This window comes from Streptomyces chrestomyceticus JCM 4735 (assembly GCF_003865135.1).
Taxonomy (GTDB): Bacteria; Actinomycetota; Actinomycetes; order Streptomycetales; family Streptomycetaceae; genus Streptomyces; species Streptomyces chrestomyceticus.
The window spans coordinates 3740545-3764625 of sequence record NZ_BHZC01000001.1; the positions used below are offsets into that span (position 1 = coordinate 3740545).

17 protein-coding genes are annotated in these 24081 nt (G+C 72.7%); 6 read left to right on the forward strand and 11 right to left on the reverse strand.

Annotation, left to right across the window (positions count from 1 at the left end):
- Nucleotides 1-21 precede the first annotated feature (21 nt).
- From sucC to EJG53_RS15680, 7 genes are all read right to left on the reverse strand, one after another.
- On the reverse strand, nt 22-1203 hold the full coding sequence (gene sucC / locus EJG53_RS15650) for an ADP-forming succinate--CoA ligase subunit beta (RefSeq protein WP_030373137.1): 1182 nt from the start codon (nt 1201-1203) through the stop codon (nt 22-24).
- A gap of 423 nt (nt 1204-1626) precedes the next feature.
- A complete protein-coding gene (locus EJG53_RS15655; RefSeq protein WP_174856415.1) occupies nt 1627-2469 on the reverse strand; it encodes a hypothetical protein in 843 nt (280 codons plus the stop codon).
- A 129-nt stretch (nt 2470-2598) separates the two neighbouring features.
- Complete coding sequence (locus EJG53_RS15660) at nt 2599-3531, reverse strand: hypothetical protein (RefSeq protein ID WP_125045360.1); 933 nt, start codon at nt 3529-3531, stop codon at nt 2599-2601.
- 170 nt (nt 3532-3701) lie between these two features.
- Nucleotides 3702-4874, reverse strand: a complete 1173-nt coding sequence (locus tag EJG53_RS15665; protein ID WP_125045361.1) for a vWA domain-containing protein — start codon at nt 4872-4874, stop codon at nt 3702-3704.
- The gene (locus tag EJG53_RS15670) at nt 4871-7564 is read right to left on the reverse strand and encodes a DUF5682 family protein (RefSeq protein ID WP_244955155.1); all 2694 of its coding nucleotides are present in this window, start codon (nt 7562-7564) and stop codon (nt 4871-4873) included. Before EJG53_RS15670 ends, EJG53_RS15665 begins: the two co-directional genes overlap by 4 nt.
- Nucleotides 7561-8694: an ATP-binding protein gene (locus EJG53_RS15675; RefSeq protein ID WP_125045362.1), complete on the reverse strand. Its 1134-nt coding sequence runs from the start codon at nt 8692-8694 to the stop codon at nt 7561-7563. The genes EJG53_RS15670 and EJG53_RS15675 overlap by 4 nt, the downstream gene beginning before the upstream one ends.
- Before the next feature lie 122 nt (nt 8695-8816).
- Nucleotides 8817-9275, reverse strand: coding sequence for a hypothetical protein (locus EJG53_RS15680; RefSeq protein WP_125045363.1), 459 nt, complete (start codon nt 9273-9275; stop codon nt 8817-8819).
- A 140-nt stretch (nt 9276-9415) separates the two neighbouring features.
- On the opposite strand from EJG53_RS15680, the gene EJG53_RS15685 reads away from it, so the two are divergent.
- Nucleotides 9416-10789 carry an SWIM zinc finger family protein gene (locus EJG53_RS15685; protein ID WP_125045364.1) on the forward strand — a complete coding sequence of 458 codons (1374 nt, stop codon included), beginning with the start codon at nt 9416-9418 and terminating at the stop codon, nt 10787-10789.
- Nucleotides 10790-10886: 97 nt separating this feature from the next.
- Nucleotides 10887-12701, forward strand: a complete 1815-nt coding sequence (locus EJG53_RS15690) for a DUF5691 domain-containing protein (protein WP_125045365.1) — start codon at nt 10887-10889, stop codon at nt 12699-12701.
- 130 nt (nt 12702-12831) lie between these two features.
- Here the strand turns inward: EJG53_RS15690 and EJG53_RS15695 are convergent, their stop codons facing one another.
- Nucleotides 12832-13242, reverse strand: coding sequence for a cobalamin B12-binding domain-containing protein (locus EJG53_RS15695; protein ID WP_125045366.1), 411 nt, complete (start codon nt 13240-13242; stop codon nt 12832-12834).
- A gap of 427 nt (nt 13243-13669) precedes the next feature.
- Here EJG53_RS15695 and EJG53_RS15700 point away from each other — a divergent pair, with 427 nt between their 5' ends.
- Both EJG53_RS15700 and EJG53_RS15705 read left to right on the forward strand, forming a co-directional pair.
- A complete protein-coding gene (locus EJG53_RS15700; RefSeq protein ID WP_125045367.1) occupies nt 13670-14587 on the forward strand; it encodes an esterase/lipase family protein in 918 nt (305 codons plus the stop codon).
- Between the two features lie 289 nt (nt 14588-14876).
- Complete coding sequence (locus EJG53_RS15705; protein ID WP_125045368.1) at nt 14877-16619, forward strand: M23 family metallopeptidase; 1743 nt, start codon at nt 14877-14879, stop codon at nt 16617-16619.
- Nucleotides 16620-16724: 105 nt separating this feature from the next.
- Here EJG53_RS15705 and pcrA read toward each other — a convergent pair whose 3' ends face one another.
- A complete protein-coding gene (gene pcrA / locus EJG53_RS15710) occupies nt 16725-19202 on the reverse strand; it encodes a DNA helicase PcrA (protein WP_125045369.1) in 2478 nt (825 codons plus the stop codon).
- Between the two features lie 507 nt (nt 19203-19709).
- On the opposite strand from pcrA, the gene EJG53_RS15715 reads away from it, so the two are divergent.
- A complete protein-coding gene (locus tag EJG53_RS15715) occupies nt 19710-20906 on the forward strand; it encodes a C40 family peptidase (RefSeq protein ID WP_125045370.1) in 1197 nt (398 codons plus the stop codon).
- A gap of 58 nt (nt 20907-20964) precedes the next feature.
- Here EJG53_RS15715 and EJG53_RS15720 read toward each other — a convergent pair whose 3' ends face one another.
- Nucleotides 20965-21318: a hypothetical protein gene (locus EJG53_RS15720; RefSeq protein ID WP_125045371.1), complete on the reverse strand. Its 354-nt coding sequence runs from the start codon at nt 21316-21318 to the stop codon at nt 20965-20967.
- Between the two features lie 580 nt (nt 21319-21898).
- On the opposite strand from EJG53_RS15720, the gene EJG53_RS15725 reads away from it, so the two are divergent.
- Complete coding sequence (locus tag EJG53_RS15725; RefSeq protein ID WP_125045372.1) at nt 21899-22561, forward strand: GNAT family N-acetyltransferase; 663 nt, start codon at nt 21899-21901, stop codon at nt 22559-22561.
- Here the strand turns inward: EJG53_RS15725 and EJG53_RS15730 are convergent.
- A complete protein-coding gene (locus EJG53_RS15730) occupies nt 22551-23675 on the reverse strand; it encodes an alpha/beta hydrolase (RefSeq protein WP_125045373.1) in 1125 nt (374 codons plus the stop codon). The two genes, EJG53_RS15725 and EJG53_RS15730, sit on opposite strands and share 11 nt — an antisense overlap.
- Between the last annotated feature and the right edge of the window lie 406 nt (nt 23676-24081).

The window sequence follows — 24081 nt, forward strand, 5'->3', positions numbered from 1 at the left end:
TGGTCTGAGTCCCTCTATCCCTTACTTCGCAGCCGCGGCGAGCTCGGCGGCCTTGTCGGCCGCGCCGTCCATGGTGTCCACGCGCTGGACCAGCGGGTGGTTGGCGTCGCTCAGGATCTTGCGACCGAGCTCCGCGTTGTTGCCGTCCAGGCGGACGACCAGCGGCTTGGTGACGTCCTCACCCTTGGACTTGAGCAGCTCCAGGGCCTGGACGATGCCGTTGGCGACCTCGTCACAGGCGGTGATGCCACCGAAGACGTTGACGAACACGGACTTCACGTCCGGGTCGCCGAGGATGATCTCCAGGCCGTTCGCCATGACCTCGGCGGAGGCGCCGCCGCCGATGTCGAGGAAGTTGGCCGGCTTGACGTTGTCGTGCTTCTCACCGGCGTACGCGACGACGTCCAGGGTGCTCATGACGAGACCCGCGCCGTTGCCGATGATGCCGACCTGACCGTCGAGCTTGACGTAGTTCAGGCCCTTGGCCTTGGCGGCGGCCTCCAGCGGGTTGGCCGCGGCCTTGTCCTCCAGGGCCTCGTGCTCCGGCTGGCGGAAGTCGGCGTTCTCGTCGAGCGAGACCTTGCCGTCCAGGGCCAGGATGCGGCCGTCCTTGGTCTTCACCAGCGGGTTGACCTCGACGAGGAGCGCGTCCTCGGCGACGAAGGTGTCCCACAGGGTCACCATGACCTCGGCGACCTTCTCGGCGACCTCGGCCGGGAACTTCGCCTGCGCGACGATCTCGCGGGCCTTCTCGATGGTCACACCCTCGTTGGAGTCGACCGGGACCTTCGCGAGGGCCTCGGGGGTCTTCTCCGCGACCTCCTCGATGTCCATGCCGCCCTGCACCGAGGCCATGGCCAGGAAGGTGCGGTTGGTGCGGTCCAGGAGGTACGAGACGTAGTACTCCGCCTCGATCTCCGGGGACAGCTCGGCGATCATCACCTTGTGGACCGTGTGGCCCTTGATGTCCATGCCGAGGATGTCCGTGGCGCGGGCGACGGCCTCGTCCGGCGTCGTCGCCACCTTCACGCCGCCGGCCTTGCCCCGGCCGCCGACCTTCACCTGCGCCTTGACGACGGACTTGCCGCCGAGGCGCTCGGTCGCCGCGCGTGCCGCCTCAGGCGTGTCGATGACTTCACCGGCCAGCACCGGTACACCGTGCTTGGCGAAGAGGTCCCTCGCCTGGTACTCGAACAGGTCCACGCGCGTCCGTCCCTTGTCTACTCAGAATCGCCGTAGTGATCGCGGTTCGTTGTCTGCATGGGCGTGCCGCGATGGGCAACGTGACTGCGCTGTCACTGAGGGAGGCGTACACGGTGGCCGGTACGCGGCATGTCCGTCTCGCAGGTTATCCCCGCAGGACCGGCCGCCCTAAATCACAGATCACACTGCGGCGGTGATAACAGTCACAGAGACGGTGGTCACAGATCACACAGGGGTACGGGCGGGTGGCCGCCAGGTGGACGACCCGCTCCGCCCGTCCGGTCCCGCGCCCAGCGCGAAGCCGGGCGGCTCCCTTCCCACGGGGAACCGCCCGGCTGCTCACTCACTGCCCTCACGGACGGCGGTACGGGCGCACGGCACACCACCCTGTGCGTGTGCCCGGCCGCCTGGTGGGGAGGGCGGTCAGGCGCCCTGGGTGGGGAGGGTCGGGAGGGTGGCCGGGAGGGTGGGCAGGGTGTTCGGGAGGGTGGTGGCGCCCGGGAGGGTCGGGAGTGCCGGGACGTTGGCGGGGTTGGTCAGGTCGGTGGGTACGGCGGGCACTGCGGGCACGGTCTGGCTGGGGAGTGCGGTCTGCAGTCCGGCGGTGGCGCCGCCGGCGATGCCCGAGGCGTCGTTCGTGACGGTGCCGACCAGGCCCTGCGCGAACGGAGTGGCGTCCGCGGCCACACCCTGCACGAACGGCGTCGCCTGACCCTGCACGTCACCGGCCAACTGACCGGCGCCGCCGACGGCACCCTGGGCGACCGGCACGACCTTGCCGACGACGCGCTGGGCGACGGGCGGCAGGACGTCGGCGGTGGTGTTGTCGAGGTCGGCGGCCTTGCCCAGGTCCGTGACCTTGTTCAGGTCGGCGGCCTTGCCGAGGTCACCGGTCGCGGGCAGTTCCGGGGTGGCGGGCAGCTTCGGGGTGCCGGGCACCTTCGGGGTGGCGGGCAGGTCCTGGGTGTGGACGTCCCCACCGGTGATTCCGGTGACCTGGCCGGCCACGCCGTCCACGGTCTTCTCGACGTTCTTCTTGACGGCCTTCTTGACGGTCTTCCCGGCGCCGCCGGCCACGTCACCGGCCGGCAGCTTGTCCCGCACCGCGCCACCGACCGTGTCGGTGACCGCACCCGTGACCGCGCCGGTGGCGGGCAGGTCGGCGGTGCCGGGCAGGCCGGCCGCGTTGGCGGCGACCGAACCGAGGGCCCACAGACCGGAAGCGGCGGCGGCTACGACGATGGAACGACGGATGTTCTTACGCATGATGGTGAAACGTCCTTCGAATTCAGGGGGTTCGACGGGCAGACCTGTCCCGCCCCCGCGCGGCAGGTCCTGTGCAGACGCGTCGTCTGCGGACGGGGATTCCGGACGCCGTAGGTCCGGAGGTCTGCCCTAGCCCGGGAATTCGAGGATGTCGGCGGCGCGCTGCCGCGTGGGCGGCTCGGCGGCCGCGAGAACGCCTCCGGGCACCAGCCCGAAGTGCGCGGGATGTGCCGGTACGGCGGCGAACTGGTCTCCGCCACGGGGCCCGTGGCCGTCACCGGCGGTGTGCGAGGCCGACGAGGCGGGCGCCTGCGGAAGCTGACCGGGAAGGCCCGGGAGGCCGGGAAGGCTTCCGCGCCCCTGCCCCAGCCACCGCTCCGACGCCGAGCCGACGCGCTGCACGGAATGCGACGACGCGCCACGAAGCTCGCCAGTCCGCACCCAACGGCCATGCGGTTGGGCTGAGTTGACCGCGTTGACTGCCTCGTCGCCTCGCTGGACACCGGCTCCGGCCTGCTGCGGCCCGGAGCCCTGGCCCGGCTGCTCGCCGTGCCCGTCACCACGCCCGGTGTCACCGTCACCGTCGCCGCCGACACCGGGAAGCCGGCCTGGCAGCTCTACGGGGAGCGCGTCCGCGTCGGCCACCTGGCGCACCTCGCGCACCACGTCCCGTACCGGTGCGGTGACCCGCTCGGCGACCGGCCCGGTGACCGGCTTCGCGGCCTGTCCGGCAGCCGGTGCGGTGCGCTCGGCAACGGGCCGCACGGCCTTGCCGACCGGCGTCTCCGCCGCCGCGCTCACGGCCGTCTTGCCGCCGCGCCGCATTTCCCGCCCGGCCTCGGCCGCCGAGTCCTTGACCGATGCCTGCTGCCGATCGGCCTGGGCCAGCGCCCCGACCTGCGGATTCGTGCTCACCGATCCGTCCGCGGCCTGCGCACCGCCACCGAACGCGATCCCCAGCGCCACGAACCCCGCCAGGAACAGCCCCGCCAGCAGCGCACGCCGCACCGCCGCGCTGCGCGGCAGGCGCGCGGCGGCGGGAAGGGCGGACACAGCAGACACGCGAAGATCCTTTTCGGCGGGCCGGAGAACGGTGGATGCCAGGGCGCACGGAAGCCGGAGCACGACCGGTTGCGGCTACGCGGCCGGTGCGGGCGGTACGGCCAACACGCTGGCAGGGCCCGATCCTTGCACGACAGACCTGGGGCCCCGCAAGCCCCCTGGGGCTCTCGTTACCGTTGCTCCGTCATGTCCGGTATCGGCAGCGGCCGCTTCTCGATCGCGGCCGCCATCACCTCCGGGAAGAGGTCGGGCGTACAGGCGAACGCGGGGGTTCCCAGGGCCGCCAGGGCCGCCGCGTGGTCCCGGTCGTACGAGGGCGCCCCCTCGTCCGACAGCGCGAGCAGCGTCACGAACTGCACCCCGGACGCCTTCATCGCCGCGACCCGTTTGAGCATCTCGTCGCGTATGCCGCCTTCGTAGAGGTCGCTGATCAGTACGACGACGGTGTCGGCGGGCCGGGTGATCTGCGACTGGCAGTAGGCCAGGGCGCGGTTGATGTCCGTGCCGCCGCCGAGCTGGGTGCCGAAGAGCACGTCCACCGGGTCGTCCAGCTCGTCCGTCAGGTCCACCACCGCGGTGTCGAAGACGACCAGCCGGGTCGCGACGGCCCGCATGGACGCCAGTACCGCGCCGAACACCGAGGCGTAGACGACGGAGGCCGCCATCGACCCGGACTGGTCGATGCACAGCAGCACGTCCTTCTTCACGGACTGCGCGGCCCGGCCGTGGCCGACCAGCCGTTCCGGGACGACCGTGCGGTGTTCGGGCAGGTAGTTCTTGAGGTTCGCGCGGATCGTGCGGTCCCAGTCGATGTCCCGGTGCCGGGGGCGGCTGACGCGCGCCGACCGGTCCAGGGCTCCACTGAGCGTGGCGCGGGTACGGGTCGAGAGCTGTGCCTCCAGTTGCTGGACGACCTTGCGCACCACGGCCCGCGCGGTCTCCTTCGTCGTCTCCGGCATGACCTTGTTCAGCGAGAGCAACGTCCCCACCAGGTGCACGTCGGCCTCGACGGCCTCCAGCATCTCCGGTTCCAGCAACAGCGCGGACAGGCCGAGCCGTTCGATCGCGTCGCGCTGCATGACCTGGACGACGGAGGTGGGGAAGTACGTACGGATGTCCCCCAGCCAGCGGGCCACGTTCGGAGCCGAGGCGCCCAGGCCGGCCGTACGCGTGCCCCCGCCACCCTGGCTGTCCGGGCGGCGGCTCCCGTAGAGGGCGCTGAGCGCCGCGTCCATGGCGGCGTCCTGCCCCCGCAGCTCGCAGCCGGTGCCGTCGGCGCCGTCCCCACCCAGCACCAGCCGCCACCGCCGCAGCCGCTCCTGCGCGTCGCCCGTCCCGCTCATCCCCGTACCCCCGTCGTCGTCCCCACCGTCGTCCCCGCCGTTGTCCCCGTCGTCGTCCGCCCCTCCGCAAGGCGCTCCCCGGGGCTTTCACTGAAGCCCACCCTGAAGCCTTCCCTGAGGCCCTCCCCGAAGCCCTCCCTGGCGCCTTCCCCGGAGCTTTCCGTGAGGCCCAGCAGGACGCGCAGGGTCGGGAGCACCGCTGCCGCCCGGTCCCGGTCCAGGCCGGGGCCGAAGCCCGGTATCGGCGGTTCCTGATCGGCTCGTCCCGCACCCTGCCCGGTGCCGGAGCCGTCGGGCCCGGCCGGGCCGCGGCGTATCAACTCGCCCAGCGTGCGCCGCACTCCGGCTTCGTACTCGGCGAACGTCCGGCGCAGCAGCGGCAGGACGTCCGTGAAGGAGTCCGCCGGTACGCCGGCCAGCCAACGGTCCACCAGCGCGAGCAGCCGTTCGTCGTGCACCAGCAGCAGCCCCCCGGCGTCGCCGCCCGCGAACCCCTCGATCCACCCCGCCGCCTCGGCGGGCGGGGTGCCGGGCGACAGGGCCAGCCCCATCAGCCGTCCCGCGTCCTCGGAGGTCAGCCGCCCGTCGTCGAGCAGCAGCCGGCCCGTGCGCCCCCGCAGCAGCCCCGGCACCGAGTCCCGCTCGGCCAGCTTCCGCAGCACCGCCGCCCAGCGCTCCCGCAGACCGCCACCCCGGCCCCCGGTCCCGCCCCGGACCCCTGCCTCGCCCCGGACCCCTGCCTCGCCCTGGTCACCCGCCTCGTCCGGGACCGCGGCCCCGCCCGGGCCCATGGCGCCGGTCCCGGCCGCCGCCCCCCTCACCGGCCCTTCGTCCATGAGGCCGACCGCGTGGTGCGTCGCGTCCAGGTGCTGCCGCATGTCGGCGGCGCCGTCCGCGTCCAGGCCCGTGCAGGCGGGCGGCAGGCCGACGAAGACCCGTTCGGCCAGCCCGGTGGCCACTTCGCCGAGTGCGGCGGCGTCCGTGCCGCGTACGTCGCCGTAGCGGACCGAACGGACCAGCGCGGGCAGCGCCTGGGCCAGGTGCCCCACGTCCGCGTCCAGCGCGGCCCGGTCCGAGAGCACCCGCATGACCACGGGCAGCGCGTCCGGGAGGGCGGCCAGCAGGCAACGCTCGGCCAGCGCCGTGACGTCGGCGAGGGCGGTGGTGCCCAGGGCGTCGGACTCCGCCTTGGCGGTCGCGGCCGCTTCCACCGTCGTGCCCCAGATCCCGGCCTCGGCGGCCCGGACGGAGAGTTCCGGCTCCCACCGGAGCCGCCAGCTCTCCCGGAACGTGCCGGTGCTCGCCCGCGTCCGTACGGGCTCGCCCCACGGCACGCCGAGCAGCCGCAGCCGGTGCAGCAGCCGGCTGCGCCCGGCGTCCGTCTCCTTGCGCAGGTCGAGGTCCAGTTCCCGGTCGGCCGCCTCCGGTTTGAGGCGCAGCGAGCGCTGGCTGCGGGCGATGTCCCGCTGGAGCGGCACGGCCGGGGCGCTGTCCGGCACCTGTCCCAGTACGTCCCCCACCACCAGGCGGTCGTGGATGAGGGCGGACGGCGCGTCGGAGCCCTCGCCGAGCACCGCGCGCACCGCGTCACCGGCCTCGGCCAGGCCCGCCAGCGGGCGGCCGCGCATCGCGGCCAGCGCCTCGGCGAGCCGCACGGCCTCGATGACGTGGGCGGAGGAGACGGCGTAGTCCTCCTCGCGCAGCAGTCCGGCGACCTTGGTCATCCAGCGTTCGACGGGGCGGTCGGGTGCGCTGAAGAGGTGGCCGTACCAGCCGGGCGAGGAGATGCCCGCGCCGTATCCGCTGCGGCGGGAGAGCCTGCGGTGGGTCCACGGCACCCACGTCACCTCGGGCTTCACCTTCGCCAGGCCCTTGAGCAGTTGCCGGTCGGCGGTCACGGTCGTACGCCGGGCCAGCGCCGGGACGTGCCACGCTCCGCACACCACGGCCACGCCGTCCCCGAACTCCCGGCGCGCCTCCCGCAGCCGGAGCCGCATATGGGCTTCGCGCACCAGGTCGCGGTCGTGCCCGCCGGTGCCGTACGCCTCGCGCAGCGCCCCCATCGCCTCGGCCAGCGCCTCGAACGGCGCGAGCGGGTCGTCGTCCGTCGCGCCACCGCTCCCGTGCCCCCTTCGGTGAGCCCGGTGTTCGATCACGTCCTCCCACCAGCGCTCCGGATCGTCGTAGCCGGCGGTCTCGGCGAGCACCGCCACCGGATCGACGCGCGCCTCCGCCGCCCGGTCGGCCCTCGTCCCCCCGTCGGGGCGGCTTCCCCCGTCCGCGCCGATCGCGCCGTCCTCCCCGTCCGTACTGTCCCCGCCGTCCCCGCCGTTCTCTCCGCTCCCCCCGTCCGGCCCGAACGCCAGGGAGTGTGCCGCGGGCAGGTCGATGAAGCGCACCGGTACGTCATGGGCCAGGGCCCACCGGATCGCCACCCACTCCGGGGAGAACTCCGCCAGCGGCCAGAACGCCGCGCGCCCCGGGTCGGCGGGCACATGGGCCAGCAGCGCGACCGGTGGGCGCATCGCCTCGTCGGCGGCCAGGGCCACCAACGCGTCCGCCTCCGGCGGTCCTTCGATCAGCAGGGCGTGGGGCTCGTGGTGCTCCAGGACCGCCCGGACCGCCCGCGCCGAGCCCGGTCCGTGGTGCCGCACCCCCAGCAGCAGCGGCCGGTCCGCCCGGGCGTTCATGCGCCGGCCTCGCGGCAGGCGCGGTAGAAGTCCTTCCAGCCGTCGCGCTCGCGCACCACGGTTTCGAGGTATTCCTGCCATACGACGCGGTCGGCCGCCGGGTCGCGGATCACCGCGCCGAGGATGCCCGCGGCCACGTCGCCGGACCGCAGCACGCCGTCCCCGAAGTGTGCGGCCAGGGCCAGGCCACTGGTCACCACGGAGATGGCCTCGGCCGTGGACAGCGTGCCCGACGGGGACTTGAGCTTGGTGCGCCCGTCGGTGGTGACGCCGTCGCGCAGCTCCCGGAAGACCGTGACGACGCGGCGGATCTCGTCCGTCCCTTCGGGGGCGGGCGGCAGGTCCAGCGAGCGCCCGATCTGGTCGACGCGCCGGGAGACGATGTCGACCTCCTCCTCGGGCGTGGCGGGCAGCGGCAGCACGACCGTGTTGAAGCGGCGGCGCAGGGCGCTGGACAGCTCGTTCACCCCGCGGTCGCGGTCGTTGGCCGTGGCGATGAGGTTGAAGCCGCGCACCGCCTGGACCTCTTGGCCCAGCTCCGGGATCGGCAGTGTCTTCTCCGACAGGACGGTGATGAGCGTGTCCTGTACGTCGGCCGGGATACGGGTCAGTTCTTCCACGCGGGCGGTCATGCCCCGGGCCATCGCCCGCATGACCGGGCTGGGCACCAGCGCGTCCCGGCTCGGGCCGTGGGCGAGGAGCTGTGCGTAGTTCCAGCCGTAGCGGATGGCTTCTTCCGGGGTGCCGGCCGTGCCCTGCACGAGCAGGGACGAGTCGCCGCTGACGGCTGCCGCCAGGTGCTCGGAAACCCAGGTCTTGGCGGTGCCGGGGACACCGAGCAGCAGCAGTGCGCGGTCGGTCGCGAGGGTCGTCACCGCGACCTCGACGATCCGGCGCGGGCCCACGTACTTCGGTGTGACGACCGTGCCGTCCGGCAGGGTGCCGCCGAGCAGATACGTCGCCACCGCCCACGGCGACAGCCGCCAGCGCTCGGGGCGCGGCCGGTCGTCGGCCGCCGCCAGCGCCTTGAGTTCGTCCGCGAACGCGTCTTCCGCGTGCGGCCGCAGCACCTGCGCGGGTCCGTCGGCGCCGGTGCCTCCGGCGGCCTCTTCGGTGGTGTTCTCGGGCATGGTCTCCCCCTCGTCGCACGGTCTGCGGCCGGTACCCCGCCTTCCGCCGGCCGCTTGCGTGAACAACCCTGCACCACACCACTGACAATCACCGGAAACCCGGCCCTGACCTGCTACTTCCGCTACTTCAGCGGCGACATGGCCACGCACTGCGCGGTCTCGAAGCCGCCTTTCGCGGTCCGCTTCGTCAGCTTCCGGCCCTGGTACGTGACGGAGCAGGTCACCTCGCCGCCGCCCTCGGCGACGACGGCCACGACGGTCGGCGCGGCACTGCCCTTGAGCGTGACGGTCTTGCGCCACGGAAGCTTCGGCGCCTTGCCGTCTGCCGCGGGGACTTCGACGCTGCCCTTGTGTGACGCGTCGTCATAGGCGATCGAGTCCACCGCGCCGCCGGTGACTTCGTACGTGACCTGGTACGCGGTCTCCTCGTACTTCTTCATCTCCTTCTCGACGTCCTGGCCGATCTGCTCGTCGACGGCCTTGTCCACGGCCTTGTCCACGGCACCGCAGGCGGCGACGGAGGTCAGGACGGCCGCGCAGGCCGTGGCCACGGCGGCGACGCGAAGACGGGAAGCGAGCACGACGGACTCCTGCTGAAGCGTGCGGAAAAACCCGGAATTTCGCGTCAATCAACCGCGATGACCAGGTGAAGTCAAGGTCATGACATGGGGGTTCTTGCTGGTCAGGGCGATTGTCAGTGGGTGCTCGTAGCGTTTGGGGCATGAATCCGCAGGGGGAACGCTGGACGACGGACCAGGTGCTCGCGCTCGCGCCCGACGCGCCGTCACGCAAGGCGGGCGGCCGGCTCGCGACACCGGGCTCGTGGCCGGAGTCCGGCACACGGGACGGGGCGGTGTGGGGCCTGTGCCAGGGCAGCGGCAGCACGCCGTACCGCACCGTCGTCGACACGGCCGGACCGGCCTTCAAGTGCAGTTGTCCGAGCCGCAAGTTCCCGTGCAAGCACGCGCTGGGCCTGCTGCTCATGTGGGCGGGCGAGGAAGGGGCCGTGACCGGCGGCGAGCCTCCCGCATGGGCGGAGGAGTGGATCACCGCCCGTCGGGAGCGCGAGCAGAAGAAGGCATCGGGGGCCACCAACGGGCAGACGCCAGCGGCTGGTTCGGCGCCTTCCGCGGCGCCCGAGGCCGCGCGGCGACGGGCCGCGCTGCGCGCCCAGCGGATCGCCGCCGGCGCCACCGAGCTGGAGCAGCGGCTGGAGGACCTGCTGCGCTCCGGACTGGCCACCGCGGACCGTGCGGGATACGGCACCTGGGACGAGACCGCGGCCCGTATGGTCGACGCGCAGGCGCCCGGCCTGGCGTCGCGCGTACGGGAGTTGGGCTCGACCGCGGCGTCCGGGGCGGACTGGCCGTCCCGGCTCCTCGCGGAATGCGCCTTGATCCATCTCCTGGACCAGGCGTTCCTGGGCATCGACCGGCTGCCGCCCGCCCTGGCCGCGACGGTCCGCACCCGGGTCGGGCTGACCACCGACGCGGCGGACGTACTCGCCGGACCGGACACCGCCACCGTGCGCGACCGCTGGCTGGTGCTCGCCCAACAGGACACCGAGGAAGGCGTGCTGACCAGCCGGCGGATCTGGCTGCGCGGCGAGCGGACCGGCCGTATGGCCCTGCATCTCTCCTTCGGCGGGCCGGACCGGGCCCTGGACCTCTCGCTGCCCGGCGGACTCGTCCTGGACGCCGACCTCGCCTACTACCCCGGCGCGCGCCCGCTGCGCGTCGTCATGGGAACCCGGCACGCCGACCCGGTCCCGGTCACCGGACCGCCCCCGGGCGGCGGCACCGACGCCGCCCTGGCCGCGTACGGCGACGCGCTGCGCGACGACCCCTGGCTGGACACCTGGCCGGTGGTCCTGGCCGATGTCGTCCCCATACCGGGCCAGGGAGGCGAGCCGTGGCAACTGGCCGACGCGGACGGGGAATCGGCGCTCCCGGTGGACCCGCGCTGCGCGGAGCGGTCGGGGCTGTGGCGCCTGGCCGCCATATCCGGCGGCGAACCGGTCACGGTCTTCGGCGAGTGCGGGCACCGCGGCTTCGTCCCCCTGACCACCTGGGACCCGGACCCGGTCGCGCTGTGAAGCGGTAGCCCCGCGGTCCGTCACCACCCACTCGTCCGGACGGGCGCCCGTCCGGCCACCCGATGTCCGTCGTCCGATCACCGTCCGGGGGAAGACCATGATCGAAGCACCCAGCACCCACAGCACCCGCCTCGGGCCCGCCGCCCCGCCCGAGCCCTCCTGGGAGGATCTGGTGAGCGCGGCGCTGCTCGGTACGGAGCGCCGTACGCCGCCGGTCGCCGCCCGCGAGGGCCGCAGCACCGCGGCCGCGCTGCTGGACGCGGCCGCGGTGAGCACGGTCCGGCGCCGGGCGGCGCTGCGCCCCGCGCCCGCCCGCGAGCGCCCCGTACCGGCTCCGGCCGACCCGCGGCCACCGCTGCCACCGGCCGCGCGGCGCCGGCTCGCGCTGCTGCTCGCCGACCGGAACGGCATCGGCGGCGGTCACCGCCGCGGCACGGCGCCCGACCTGACCGAACTGCTGCCGCAGTGGCTGGCGGCTGCCGCCCAGCACGGCTACCGCGCCCCCGAGGCGCTGCTGCCCGCGCTGCTCGACGCGGCCCGCGCGCGGACGGACCTGCGCGCGGCAGCGCTCGCGTTCGCGGGGCCGCGGGCGCTGTGGCTGGCGCGGCTCAACGACGAGTGGAAGTTCGCGCTGCGCGGCGTCGGGAGCACGGCCGCGCTGCCCGGCGCCGACGAGCCGGAGGCCGTACGCACGCTGTGGGAGGAGGGGCTGTTCGCGGAACGGGTCTCCCTGCTGGCGGCGCTGCGCCGCCGTGACCCGGCGGCCGGGCTGACGCTCCTGGCCGCCACCTGGTCGAGCGAGCGCGCCGAGGACCGGCTGATGTTCCTCGACTCGCTGCGGGAGGGCCTGTCGATGGACGACGAGCCGTTCCTGGAGCAGGCGCTGTCCGACCGCAGCCGCAATGTCCGCGGGACGGCCGCCGAGTTGCTCTCGGCCCTGCCCGGCACCGCGCTCGCCGCACGCATGGCGGACCGGGCCCGCGCCTGCGTCTCCCTCGTCCGTACGGAGGCCGCGGCGGACCCGTCCGGCACCACCGCACACCTGACAGATCCCTTGACGGACCCGTCCAGTACGAACGCCATAGGCACCGACGGCACCTGGGCACTCGTCGTGCAGGCCCCGCGTGCGTGCGACGCCGCGATGCAGCGCGACGGCGTGGTGCCCAGACCGCCGACCGGCCGGGGCGAACGGGCCTGGTGGCTGAGCCAGCTTTTGGAGGCCGCGCCGCTGGAGTGCTGGAGCGAGTGGCTGGGCGGCCGGGGACCGGCGGAGATCGTCGCCCTGCCGGTGGCCGACGGCTGGCGTACGGAGTTGCACGACGCCTGGTGCCGGGCCGCCGTACGCCAGCGGGACGTGGCCTGGACGCGGGCCCTGCTCGGCGCCCCGGCCGCCGCCGCGCAAGGCTCCGGCTCGTACGTCGTCGGCCCCGCCGCCACCGCCTCCACGGCCGCCCCCACCACCGCGACCACCACTGCCGCGTCCGGCGGCGCGTCCCCCGACAGCCCGGCCGGTTCGTCACGGGACCTGGCACGGCTGCTGACCGTGCTGCCCGAGGACGAACGGGCCCAATGGGTCGCGGAGTACATAGCGGCCCACGGCTTGTCCGACGCGTTCCGGATGCTCGGGGTGTGCGCGGTGCCGTGGACCGAGCCGCTGGGGCGGGCGGTGGTCGACGCGCTGGACATCGCCCGGGACGCGGGCAGTTATCCGTGGAGCTTCAGCGGCGTGATGGGCCTGGCCGAGCGGTGTCTGGACCCGGACGCCGCGGACCGGCTCGCCATGCTCACGACGGTGCCGGACGAACCGGCGGACGGCTCCCCCGGCGCGGTCGGCTACTGGTCCGAGGCGTTCCAGCGCCTGGTGGGCACGCTACGGCTGCGCGCCACGATGCGGGCGGAGCTGGCCCCATGACGAGCACGGAGCCGGCCCCGTGACGCGGGCGGCGGGCCGGTCCGGCCCCATGACACGGCTTGCGGGCGGCGCCGGCCCCGGCGGCCGGGCCGGGTCCGGGCCGGAACCGCCCCGCCCGGGCGCTGCCGTGTCAGGCCGCGAGCTGGCGGACGTTGGCGCGGACCCACTCCACGATCGACGTGGTCGTCGCCCCGGGCGTGAAGATCTCCGCGACGCCCAGCTCCTTGAGGGGCGCGATGTCCGCCCCCGGGATGATCCCGCCGCCGAACACCTTGATGTCCGCCGCGTCCCGCTCCTTGAGGAGCTCTATGACCTTGGCGAACAGGGTGTTGTGCGCACCGGACAGGATGGACAGGCCGATCGCGTCGGCGTCCTCCTGGATCGCGGTGTCCACGACCTGCTCCGGGGTCTGGTGCAGCCCCGTGTAGATGACCTCCATGCCGGCGTCGCGCAGCGCCCGCGCGATGACCTTGGCTCCCCGGTCGTGACCGTCGAGTCCCGGCTTGGCCACCACCACGCGGATCGGACCCTGCACACCCATCACTGCCTCCCAGCCCTGCACGGCACGACACGGCTCCTGCACGGGGCAAGGCCGCCGGACCGACATCCGATGGGCGGCCGCGCCGGCCGCCCCAAGCGTGAACGAACGTTATCGTCAGCATCCCGTACCCGGCCGTTTCGTGACACGGAGGGAGGGGGAAATCACACGTTGGGACACGTTCGCTACGCGTTGCGTTCCGCGGTGCTTCACCGGCGGGACGCCACGCACGGGGAGCCGCAGTGAGGTCGCCGCACCTCCGCGCCGTCAGCCGCGCGGTACGGGGGTCCGGCCGTTGAACGCATCCGTCTCCGTATCCGTACGTCCGGGCAGCAGCTCGTTCACGTACTCGTACGTTGCCGGAAACGGCTGCCCATGACGGGCCACGGGGGACAGAGTCGTCTCCCGCGTGCCATTCGGGAGGTCGGCCATGAAGGCCCTGCCCTTTCTCTGCTGTCTGGCCCGCCCCACCGCGCTGCTGCGCGCGACGGTGATGGAGCTGGCGATCCTCGTCGGGCACCTGCTGCTGTACCCGACCGGCATCCAGCAGGAACAGCACAGAGCCCTCCCCGGCACGCCCGCCGGCCCCGACCTCGCAACAACGGACCCCGGCCCGGAGCTCGCGCCTGCCCCCGATCCCGACCCCGATTCCGCCCTCTCGCCCTCCCTCTCTCCTTCCTCCCGGGCCACCCTGCTGCCCACGGAGGGCCGCGCCCACCCGCCGGTGCTCCTCCTGCACGGCTTCATCGACAACCGCTCCGTCTTCGTGCTGCTCCGCCGCTCGCTGCTGCGGCACGGCTGGCGCCACGTGGAAGCGCTCAACTACTCGCCGCTCACCTGCGACCTGCGCAAGGCGGCGGAGCTGCTGGGCCGTCACATCGAGCAGTTCTGCGAGCGCACCGGCCACAGCAGGGTCGACCTCGTGGGGCACAGCCTCGGCGGCCTGATCGCGCGCTACTACGCGCAGCGCCTCGGCGGGGACCTCCGCGTGCGCACCCTGGTCACTCTCGGTACCCCGCACGGCGGCACCCGGGTCGCGCCGCTGATGTCGGCCCACCCCCTCGTACGGCAGATGCGCCCGCATTCCGACGTGATCGAGGAGTTGGCGCGGCCCGCCCCGAATTGCCGGACGCATTTCGTCTGCTTCTGGAGCGACTTGGACCAGCTCATGGTCCCGGCCGGGACCGCGCGTATCGATCACCGGGATTTGATCAGCCGCAGCGTGCGGGTATCCGGTGTCGGGCATCTCGCGCTCCCGGTCAACGGTGCGGTGGCGGCCGGAATACGGGAGGCGCTGGGCGCCGAGGAGGTCTCGGCGGAGAGCGCGGGCGCCACGTCGGTGGCCTGACCTCCACGGAGCCCGGCCCGCTGCCCGCCGCCGACCGCGGCGGATCTTCGCCGCGGGCACTTTCCAAGGTCGCGTCCGGCCATTCGATCTTCCGGCGCGCACTTCCGCACCCCGCACCGTCTCGAACGCGCTTCGAACGCGGGGCCAAGAACGCGCATAGTGTCCGCCGAAAGGCGGCCAAATGCCCGTTGCCGAGAAGCCCGAAACCTGCCGAAGATTGTCGCCGTCACGTACTGCCGGGTACAGTCGCCGCTAATTCTCCTGCTGCCGAGGCGAAAGAGAAGTGGTGGTGAACGACCGTCACTCGCCGGAGTCCCCCGCTCCGACTGTCCCCTCTCCCGACGCCTCGTATGCGCACTACCCGGCCTACGGGTCCTACGGACATCAGGACACCCAGGCCGGCCATGCCGCATACGGCGGCGACCCGTACTTCGGCGCGCTCCCCGGCCATCAGGCCACCGGTGCGCACGACGCCGTGCCGTACGGCACCACCGCGTACGGGACCGACGCGTACGCCGCGTACGCCACCGATGCCCAGGACGGCGGCTACGACCCGGGTACCCACTCCGGCCCCTATGACACCGGAGCGTTCAACTCCGGCGCGCAGGCCACCGGCCCGCAGCCGGACGCGGCCTACGACCCGTACTCCCACACCGCGCACGACACCGTCTACGACACGGTGTACGACGCCGGGTACGACACCGGCGGCTACCCGGCCGCGGCCCCGGCCGGGCCCGACGGCTACGAGGCCACCGCGGTCTGGGGCGTCGTCGGCGAGGGCCTGATCCCCGGCATCCCCGCGCAGGCGGGCCCTCCGGAGCCGGGCGTTCCGTTCGGTGCCGACGCCAGCTCCCAGTGGGAGACCATGACGTGGGCCGGTCCGATTCCGGGCCTGGGGCAGTACGGGAACGACCCGCACGAGCCCGGACAGCCCTACGGTTCCGGTCCGTACGCGAACACGAACGATCAGTTCGCGTCCGCCTACGGTGGGTACGAGGCGTTTTCCGCCGCCGACGCGGCGGACAACCGATTCGCCGACGCCCTCACCCAGACCACCCCGGCCATCGGCCCGGACTTCGACGGCCGCGCCCCCGCCGACGGCCTGGACGACCTCCACGGCCCGGACGGCATACACGACCTGGACGACCTCCACGGCGCCGACGGCCCGTACGCGGACGCAGCCGACATCACGCCCGACGGCAGCCCCGCCGCCTCCGACGTGGCCGCCGCCCCCGTCCCCGGCGCCCGCGCCTCCCGCTCACGCCGGGCCGCACCGGGCGGCGGTTCGTCCGGCCGCGGACGCCGCCGTACCGCGAAGCGTTCCGCGCTGCTCACCGTCGCGGTGCCCTCGGTCGCCGCGATGGGCGTGTGCGCCGTGGCCGCCGCCTCCGTCACCAGCGGTGCGGAGAACGGCGCCAAGGACGGTACGACGACGCAGGCCGCAGGGGACCCCGCGGCCGTGCAGCCGGCCGTGGCCAACAACAAGCTCGACACCCAGCTCGCCAGCCTGAGCGCGGGCGCCGACGACTTCGCGAACCGTGCCAGCCGTACGCAGGAGCGCATCGACCTCAAGGCCCGGCAAGCCGCCGAGAAGCAGCGCAAGATCCGGGAGGCGGCGCGCAAGGAGGCCATGCGCCCCAAGTTCATGCTGCCGGTCGCGCAGCACGGGCTGAGCGCGCTGTACGGGCAGGCGGGCTTGAACTGGATGTCCGTACACACCGGTATCGACTTCCCGGTCGACTACGGCACGCCCGTCATGGCCGCCACGGACGGCACCGTACGCACCCAGTTCAACGTCGCTTACGGCAACATGGCGATCGTGACCGCCCCGGACGGCACCGAGACCTGGTACTGCCACCTGAGCACCACGAAGATCCGCTCGGGCAAGGTCAAGGCCGGCGACCAGATCGCCTACTCGGGCGACTCCGGCAACTCCACCGGACCGCACCTGCACTTCGAGGTGCGCCCCGGCGGCGGCTCGGCCGTCGACCCGCTGCCGTGGCTCCGCAGCCACGGCCTCAACCCGACCTGACCGGCCCTCGGCACACCGGCCGACCGCTCGGCCCGACCCGTCGTCCCGTCCGGCGCCCCTCAGGGCGCCGGACGGTTCCGGTTCAGCGCGCTCGGCGCCCGCCGGTCAGAGCTTCTCCACCGGCGCGTACCGCAGCAGCAGCCGCTTCGGCTTCTCGCCGCCGAAGTCGATCGTCGCCTCCGCGTTGTCCCCGCTGCCCTTGACCGCGACGACCGAACCCAGCCCGAAGCTGTCGTGCGTGACGCGGTCGCCGACCGCCAGCGAGACCACCTCGCGGTCCTTGGCACGGCGGGTCGCGAAGCCGCTCGGCCCGGCCTTCGTACGCGACGAGGACAGCCCGGAGCCGAAGCCACCGCCGCCCGACCCCGAGAGCGCGCCCATCGAGGCGGAGGGCGTCGCGGGGCCGGTGCGCCGCCAGTCGACGTACGTTTCCGGGATCTCCTCCAGGAAGCGGGACGGCGGGTTGTACGACGGCTGGCCCCAGGCGCTGCGCATCGTGGAGCGGGTGACGTAGAGCCGTTCGCGGGCGCGCGTGATGCCGACGTACGCCAGGCGCCGCTCCTCCTCCAGCTCCTTGGTCTGGCCCAGCGCGCGCAGGTGCGGGAAGACGCCGTCCTCCATGCCGGTCAGGAAGACGGTGGGGAACTCCAGGCCCTTGGCGGTGTGCAGCGTCATCAGGGTGATGACGCCGGAGCCTTCCTCGTCCTCGTCGGGGATCTGGTCGGAGTCGGCGACCAGCGCGACCTGCTCCAGGAAGTCGGAGAGGGTGCCCGGGTTCTCCTCGCCGCGGTCCTGCTCGAATTCCAGCGCGACGGCGGCCAGTTCCTGGAGGTTTTCGATACGGGTCTCGTCCTGCGGGTCGGTCGACGCCTGCAGCTCGGCGAGGTAGCCCGTACGCTCCAGGACCGCTTCCAGGACGGTGGCGGGGCCCGCGCCGGACTCCACGACGGTGCGCAGCTCCTCCATCAGCGTGTTGAAGCGCTTGACGGCGTTGGCGGAGCGCGCGGCCATGCCGTACGCCTCGTCGACCCGGCGCAGCGCCTGCGGGAAGGTGATCTTCTCGCGGGCGGACAGCGCGTCGATCATGGCTTCGGCGCGGTCGCCGATGCCGCGCTTGGGCACGTTCAGGATGCGGCGCAGCGGGACGGTGTCCTCGGGGTTGCTGAGGACGCGCAGGTACGCGAGGACGTCGCGGACCTCCTTGCGCTCGTAGAAGCGCACGCCGCCGACGACCTTGTAGGGCAGGCCGACCCGGATGAAGATCTCTTCGAAGACGCGGGACTGGGCGTTGGTGCGGTAGAACACCGCGACGTCGCCCGCCTTGGCGTCGCCCGCGTCCGTCAGCCGGTCGATCTCGTCGGCGACGAACTGGGCCTCGTCGTGCTCGGTGTCGGCGACGTACCCGGTGATGCGGGGGCCCTCGCCGGCGTCCGTCCACAGGTTCTTGGGGCGGCGGTTCTCGTTGCGCTCGATGACGGCGTTGGCGGCGCTGAGGATCGTCTGGGAGGAGCGGTAGTTCTGCTCCAGCATGATCGTCGTGGCGTCCGGATAGTCCTCCTCGAACTGGAGGATGTTACGGATCGTGGCGCCGCGGAACGCGTAGATCGACTGGTCGGCGTCACCGACCACGCACAGCTCACCGGCGGTCCCGGCCGGTCCCACCAGCTCCCGCACCAGGGTGTACTGGGCGTGGTTGGTGTCCTGGTACTCGTCCACGAGGACGTGCCGGAAGCGGCGGCGGTAGTGGTCGGCGACATCCGGGAACGCCTGGAGGAGGTTGACCGTGGTCATGATGATGTCGTCGAAGTCCAGGGCGTTGGCCTCGCGCAGCCGCGCCTGGTACATCCGGTACGCCTCGGCGACGGACTTCTCGAACCCGTCGGCCGCCTGATCGGCGAAGGTCTCCTCGTCGATGAGCTCGTTCTTGAGGTTGGAGACCTTGGCGCTGAAGGACTTGGGCGGGAACCGCTTGGGGTCGAGGTCCAGATCCCGGCAGACCAGGGCCATCAGGCGCTTGGAGTCGGCCGCGTCGTAGATCGAGAAGGACGAGGTGAAGCCCAGCTTCTTGGACTCGCGGCGCAGGATGCGCACGCACGCGCTGTGGAAGGTGGAGACCCACATGGCGTTCGCCCGCGGGCCGACCAGCTCCTCGACGCGCTCCTTCATCTCGCCCGCGGCCTTGTTGGTGAAGGTGATCGCGAGGATCTCGCCCGGGTGCACACCGCGCGCGCCGAGCAGATGCGCGATGCGGTGCGTCAGGACGCGGGTCTTGCCGGAGCCGGCGCCGGCGACGATGAGCAGCGGGCCGCCGGTGTGGACCACGGCGGCCTTCTGCTGGTCGTTGAGCCCCTCCAGGAGGGCGGCCGGATCCACCGCGGGGCGGGGGGCGCCGTCGCGGTAATACGGGTCGCGGCCCGGGCCGACGGCGTGCGGGATGCCGCCGGGCACGTCGAAGCGCCCGCCGAACAGGTCGGCCGGGATCTCCTCCTGTGCCGGACCGTCCTCGTCCTCGGGAGGCGGCGGGGGCCCTTCACCCGTGGGTTCGAGGTCCGCCAGGAAGCTGTCGTCAAAGAGGCTGCTCATCGCCCACCGAGTCTAGGCCGCCGCACTGACAGCCCGGCCCGTACCGGGAAAACCGGCCGTGTGAGCTAGCCCGCCCTGCACCGCCCCGGACCGTACGGGTACGACAGCCACCGTCCCCGTACGGTCACAAGTGACCCAGGACACGTCACGGACTCGACCAGATAACGAAAAGGTTTCGGGCATATCGAACATCAGCCTTCACAGGAGCCACACGGGTTGGCTACCGTGCTCGCTCGGGCAGCCCGCGTCCCCGCGGTCGACAGCGTCCGCACGGGCCGCCCCCGCCGAGTCCGGCCCTGCCGCCAGGCACCCGGAGCCGGGGACCCACACGTTCCACCGAGGTGAATCGGCCGGTACGGCACACGGCGAGAGGCGCCCAGGAGCACCGCCCGGAGCACCGCCCCGGGGCCTCCCACTCCCGCAGCCGTACGGGCCGTAGGGCAGCCTTCCGTACGCCCGAACCTGACAGCTAACCCGGTAGGCGGTCCACGGAAGGAGTCGCCGGCCTTGGCGTCGCACCGCAAGCCGCGCACCCGCATACTCACCTCCCCCGGCAGCCGCCGTACGGCCGCCGGGCTCACCACCGCCGCCCTCGCCTCCGTCACCCTGCTCTCGCAGACCGCCGAGGCCGCGCCCCGTCAGCCCCGGCAGTCCGTCGAAGAGGTCAAGCAGAAGGTCGACGACCTCTACCGCCAGGCCGAGGTGGCGACCCAGAAGTACAACGGCGCCAAGGAGCAGGCCGACCGGCAGCGCGGCACCGTCGACCGGCTGCTGGACGAGTCCGCCCGGCGCACCCAGAAGATGAACGACGCCCGGCGTGAGCTGGGCGTCTACGCCTCGGCCCAGTACCGCACCGGCGGCCTGAGCCCGACCGCGCAACTGCTGCTCGCGCAGAACCCGCAGCAGTTCGCCGACCGCAGCCACCTCATGGACCGGCTGACCGGCCGGCAGCAGCAGGCCGTCACCGACTACCAGGAGCAGCAGGCCAAGGCCGTACGGCAGCGCGCCGACGCGTCGCGGAGCCTGGAGCGGCTGACCGAGACGCAGGCGTCCCTGAAGGAGGCCAAGAAGGACGTCCAGGACAAGCTGGCCGAGGCCCGGGAGCTGCTGTCGCGGCTGACCGCCCAGGAGAAGGCGCGGCTGGCGGAGCTGGAGCGCAAGAAGGAGGCCGAGGCCAAGCGCAAGGCCGAGGAGCTGGCGCGCAAGCAGGCCGAGAAGGAGCGCAAGGAGCGGGCGGACCGCGAGCGGCACGACGGCCCGGGTCAGGGCACCGGTTCCGGGTCGCCGGGCAGTGACACCGGTGAGGGCTCCGGCGGCGGGACCGGCGGCGGCTCGGTGGACGACGGTTCGTACGCGACCAAGGCCGCCAAGGCGCTCGCGTTCGCCCGCGCGCAGGTCGGCAAGCCGTACGTCTGGGGCGCGACCGGCCCGAACTCGTACGACTGCTCCGGTCTGACGCAGGCGGCCTGGAAGGCGGCGGGGGTGTCCCTGCCGCGTACCACCTGGGACCAGGTGAAGGCCGGCGACCGGGTGGCGACCAAGGACCTGAAGCCGGGTGACCTGGTGTTCTTCTACAACGACATCAGCCACGTCGGGATGTACATCGGCGACGGCAAGATGATCCACGCGCCGAAGCCCGGTGCCAGCGTGCGGGTCGAGTCGATCTACTACATGCCGATCTACGGGAGCGTCCGGCCGGCATGAGAAGAGGGCCGTGGGGCACGCGCCCCACGGCCCCCGGCAGGCCCTCGTCAGTCGCCGCTCACGTCCACAGCAGGGCGATGAAGATGTTGACCATCGTCAGCAGCCCGACGGCCAGGAACAGGGGCTTCTCCACCTTGTCCTCGTCGCGCTTCACGTAGACCAGGGCCAGGATCACCACCAGGACGCCGAGCTTGACGCCGAGCTTGACGTTGTTGAGCGAGTGGTCCTGGGCCTGGTTGAGGCCGACCAGGGCGATGCCGGTCACCAGCATCGTCAGCGCGCCGTGCAGCATGGCCGGCGTGAAGCGGGCGGTGCCCGCGCTCATGGGCTTCATCTGGGTCAGGAAGCCGCCGAGCAGCGAGGCGATGCCGATGATGTGCAGACCTACGAAGACCTTGGTTACTACGTCCATAGTGGTGGATCGTAGCCCTCGCCTGACGCCGCTCCTCACTTAGGTTTGCCTCTCCCGCCCGCTCCGGTCACAGCTCGTGCCCAGCCCGCCCCCGGCGCGTACAGCCTCGGACACCGGCGCCCACCATCGGACCGAAAACGAGCAATACCCGGCAACCGGCCGCCTTTCCGGGCTCCGGAGGTTTAGCGTCCTTCATCAGGCGGCCGACTCCCCACCGCCGCCGGATTCCGCCCCGGCGGTCGTCGGCCGTCCCCGCCGAGAGGAAGGGCGGCGGCCCGCTCCCCCTGTTACGGGCCGCCGCCTGACCCAGCCGGGACGAAGTGTGCGTACGGCCCGGCCGGGGGCGGCGTGCGCGTATCGGAGCCGGGTCGGCCGGGTCGGATACGAGACGGATACGTACGGAGCCCGGTCGGCCGCAGCGGATACGCACGGGCGCCGCGCCGCGTCCCGTCCTAACATCGGCCGCATGAACCTCCCTATAGACAACCCCCCTATAGACACGACCGGTTCACCCCTCCCCTCGTCCCTCGCCTCCCCCGCTCCCCTCCCGCCCCACCTCCAGGACCTCGTCCGGATCTGGGTGCACGGCTGGACGCGCTGCCGCGGCACCGCCGCCCCCGTCGCCACACGAGGCGGCTTCCACGTCGAGACCGGCCGTCCGGGCCAGCCGGGCCGCTACGTCTTCCCCGCCGCCGACCCGGACGTCCTGCGGAGCCTCACCGCCTCGATCACCGCCCCCAACCTGTGGGTCAAGGTCTGTGCCCCGCGTGCGGTGATCGCCCCCGTACTGCCGTCGGGCTGGGAGTTCGACGAACCGCAGTTCCTGATGTCCGTCACACTGGCCGCCCCGGACGGGCCCCCGGTCCGCCGCCCCCACGCGCCGGCCGGCTACGCGGTCGAGACGGTGGACAAGGACGGCGACGGCATCATCGACTGCCGCGTCCTGCACACCGCGACCGGCGACCTCGCCGCCCGGGGCCGCGCCGCGGTCACCGACGCCTGCACGCCGCCGGCCGTGATCTACGACATGATCCACACCAGCGCGGAGCACCGCCGCCGCGGCCTGGGCGGCCTCGTCATGAACGCGCTCTCCGCGCACGCCGCCGAACTGGGCGCCGCCCACGGCGTCCTGGTGGCCAGCCCGCAAGGCCGGGCCCTCTACCGTTCACTGGGCTGGCGGCTGCACGCCCCCGTCACGGCCGCGCGCATCCCGCCGCCCGCGGACGGAACCCTCAGGACTTGACCACACCGCTGAGCCACCGGAAGACCTCCGGAATCTGGTTCTTCCACACGGCCGTGCCGTGGCCGCCCGCGCCCGGCGGTATCAGCTTCACCTTGACCGTGGTCGGGTGCTGGGCGAGCTGCTTGAGGGCGAGCCCGGCCTCGTAGCCGTCCCCGGCGGCGCCGGAGACGAAGAGCGCGGTACGCGGCGGCTTGCCCGCCTTGTTGGCGGACTTGAGGATGGTGACCGGGTTGCTCTCGACACGCAGCTTGGGGTCCTTGCCGGCGAGCGAGGCGGGCTCCAGCTTCGGGTCGTTGAAGCCGGAGAGGCTGACGGCGGCGCGGTAGCGGTCGGGGTGGGCCAGCGCGAGCTTGGTGGCGCAGTGCGCACCCGCCGAGTAGCCCGCCAGCGCCCAGGATTCGGCCTTGTCCTCGGCCCGGAAGTTGTCGATCACCATCTGGCGTACGTCGACGCTCAGCCAACTGTCGGCGTTCGCCTTGCCCGGTATGTTGACGCAGCCGGTGTCCACGCTGCCCAGGAGGGTGGTGCGCGGCGCGACGAGGATGAAGGGCTTGATCTTGCCCCGCTCCATCAGCGGCTTCAGTTGCTCGGGCGCCTTGAGCGTGCCCATCCAGGACTTGGCGGAGCCGGGGAAGCCGGGCAGCATCTGCACGACGGGGAACTTCTTGTCCTGGTACGCCGGGTCGTCGTACTGCGGCGGCAGCCAGACGTACACCTCGCCGCTCACCCCCGAGATCCGCCCCTTGAACTCGCCCTCCTGGACGTCCGGGCCGACCACCGAGTCCTTCGGCGGCCCGAACTTCACCAACTGCTTGGGCTCGTCCTTCAGCTTCAGCCCGCCCAGGCCGTCCGGTCCGAGGTCCTTGGCGGCTTCGACGTGGTCGGACGTGCCGAGCAGGTCGGACCAGTTGTCGTAGAGGCTGTTGGCGTTGTTGACGGCCACGAAGACCAGGGTGATCGCGGTGGCCTGGGCGAACAGCAGCATGCCCAGACGCGCCAGCCCCCGTACGAACTGGGGGCCGCGGACGCGGCTCCACAGCGCGAACGGCAGCACGACGGCGACGATCAGCAGCGCGATCGCAGTGAGGAAGAAGGGCGTGCCCGTCAGACTCATCGGGGATCTCGCTTCCAGGGAATGTGCGACGTGGGCATGGTTCTGGCCCTGCCGTCGGCAGCGAGCCTCTCCGCAAGATTAGATGGTCATCCGACAGCCCTCGGTTGCCCCCCTGGTCACGTTCTTTGCGCACATCGGCCGACGGGTGACCGCGCGGGATAAACCTGACAATCGTCATACGAACGTGTGAGCGATGCGGTACTAAAGACAGATGTGCGGGGGCGTCGCGGCCGGAAAAATCGCAGGCAAGCCGGAAACCCGGCGGTCCGCAGACCGGCAGGGGCTCGCCGGAGCCCTCCCGGTCACGACCTGACGAGGATCACCGTGCCTCTGCACCCTCCGAGCCGCCCCAGTCGCCCGAGCCGCCGCCGATTAAGACTGGCGGCGACCACCACGGCCGCCGCAC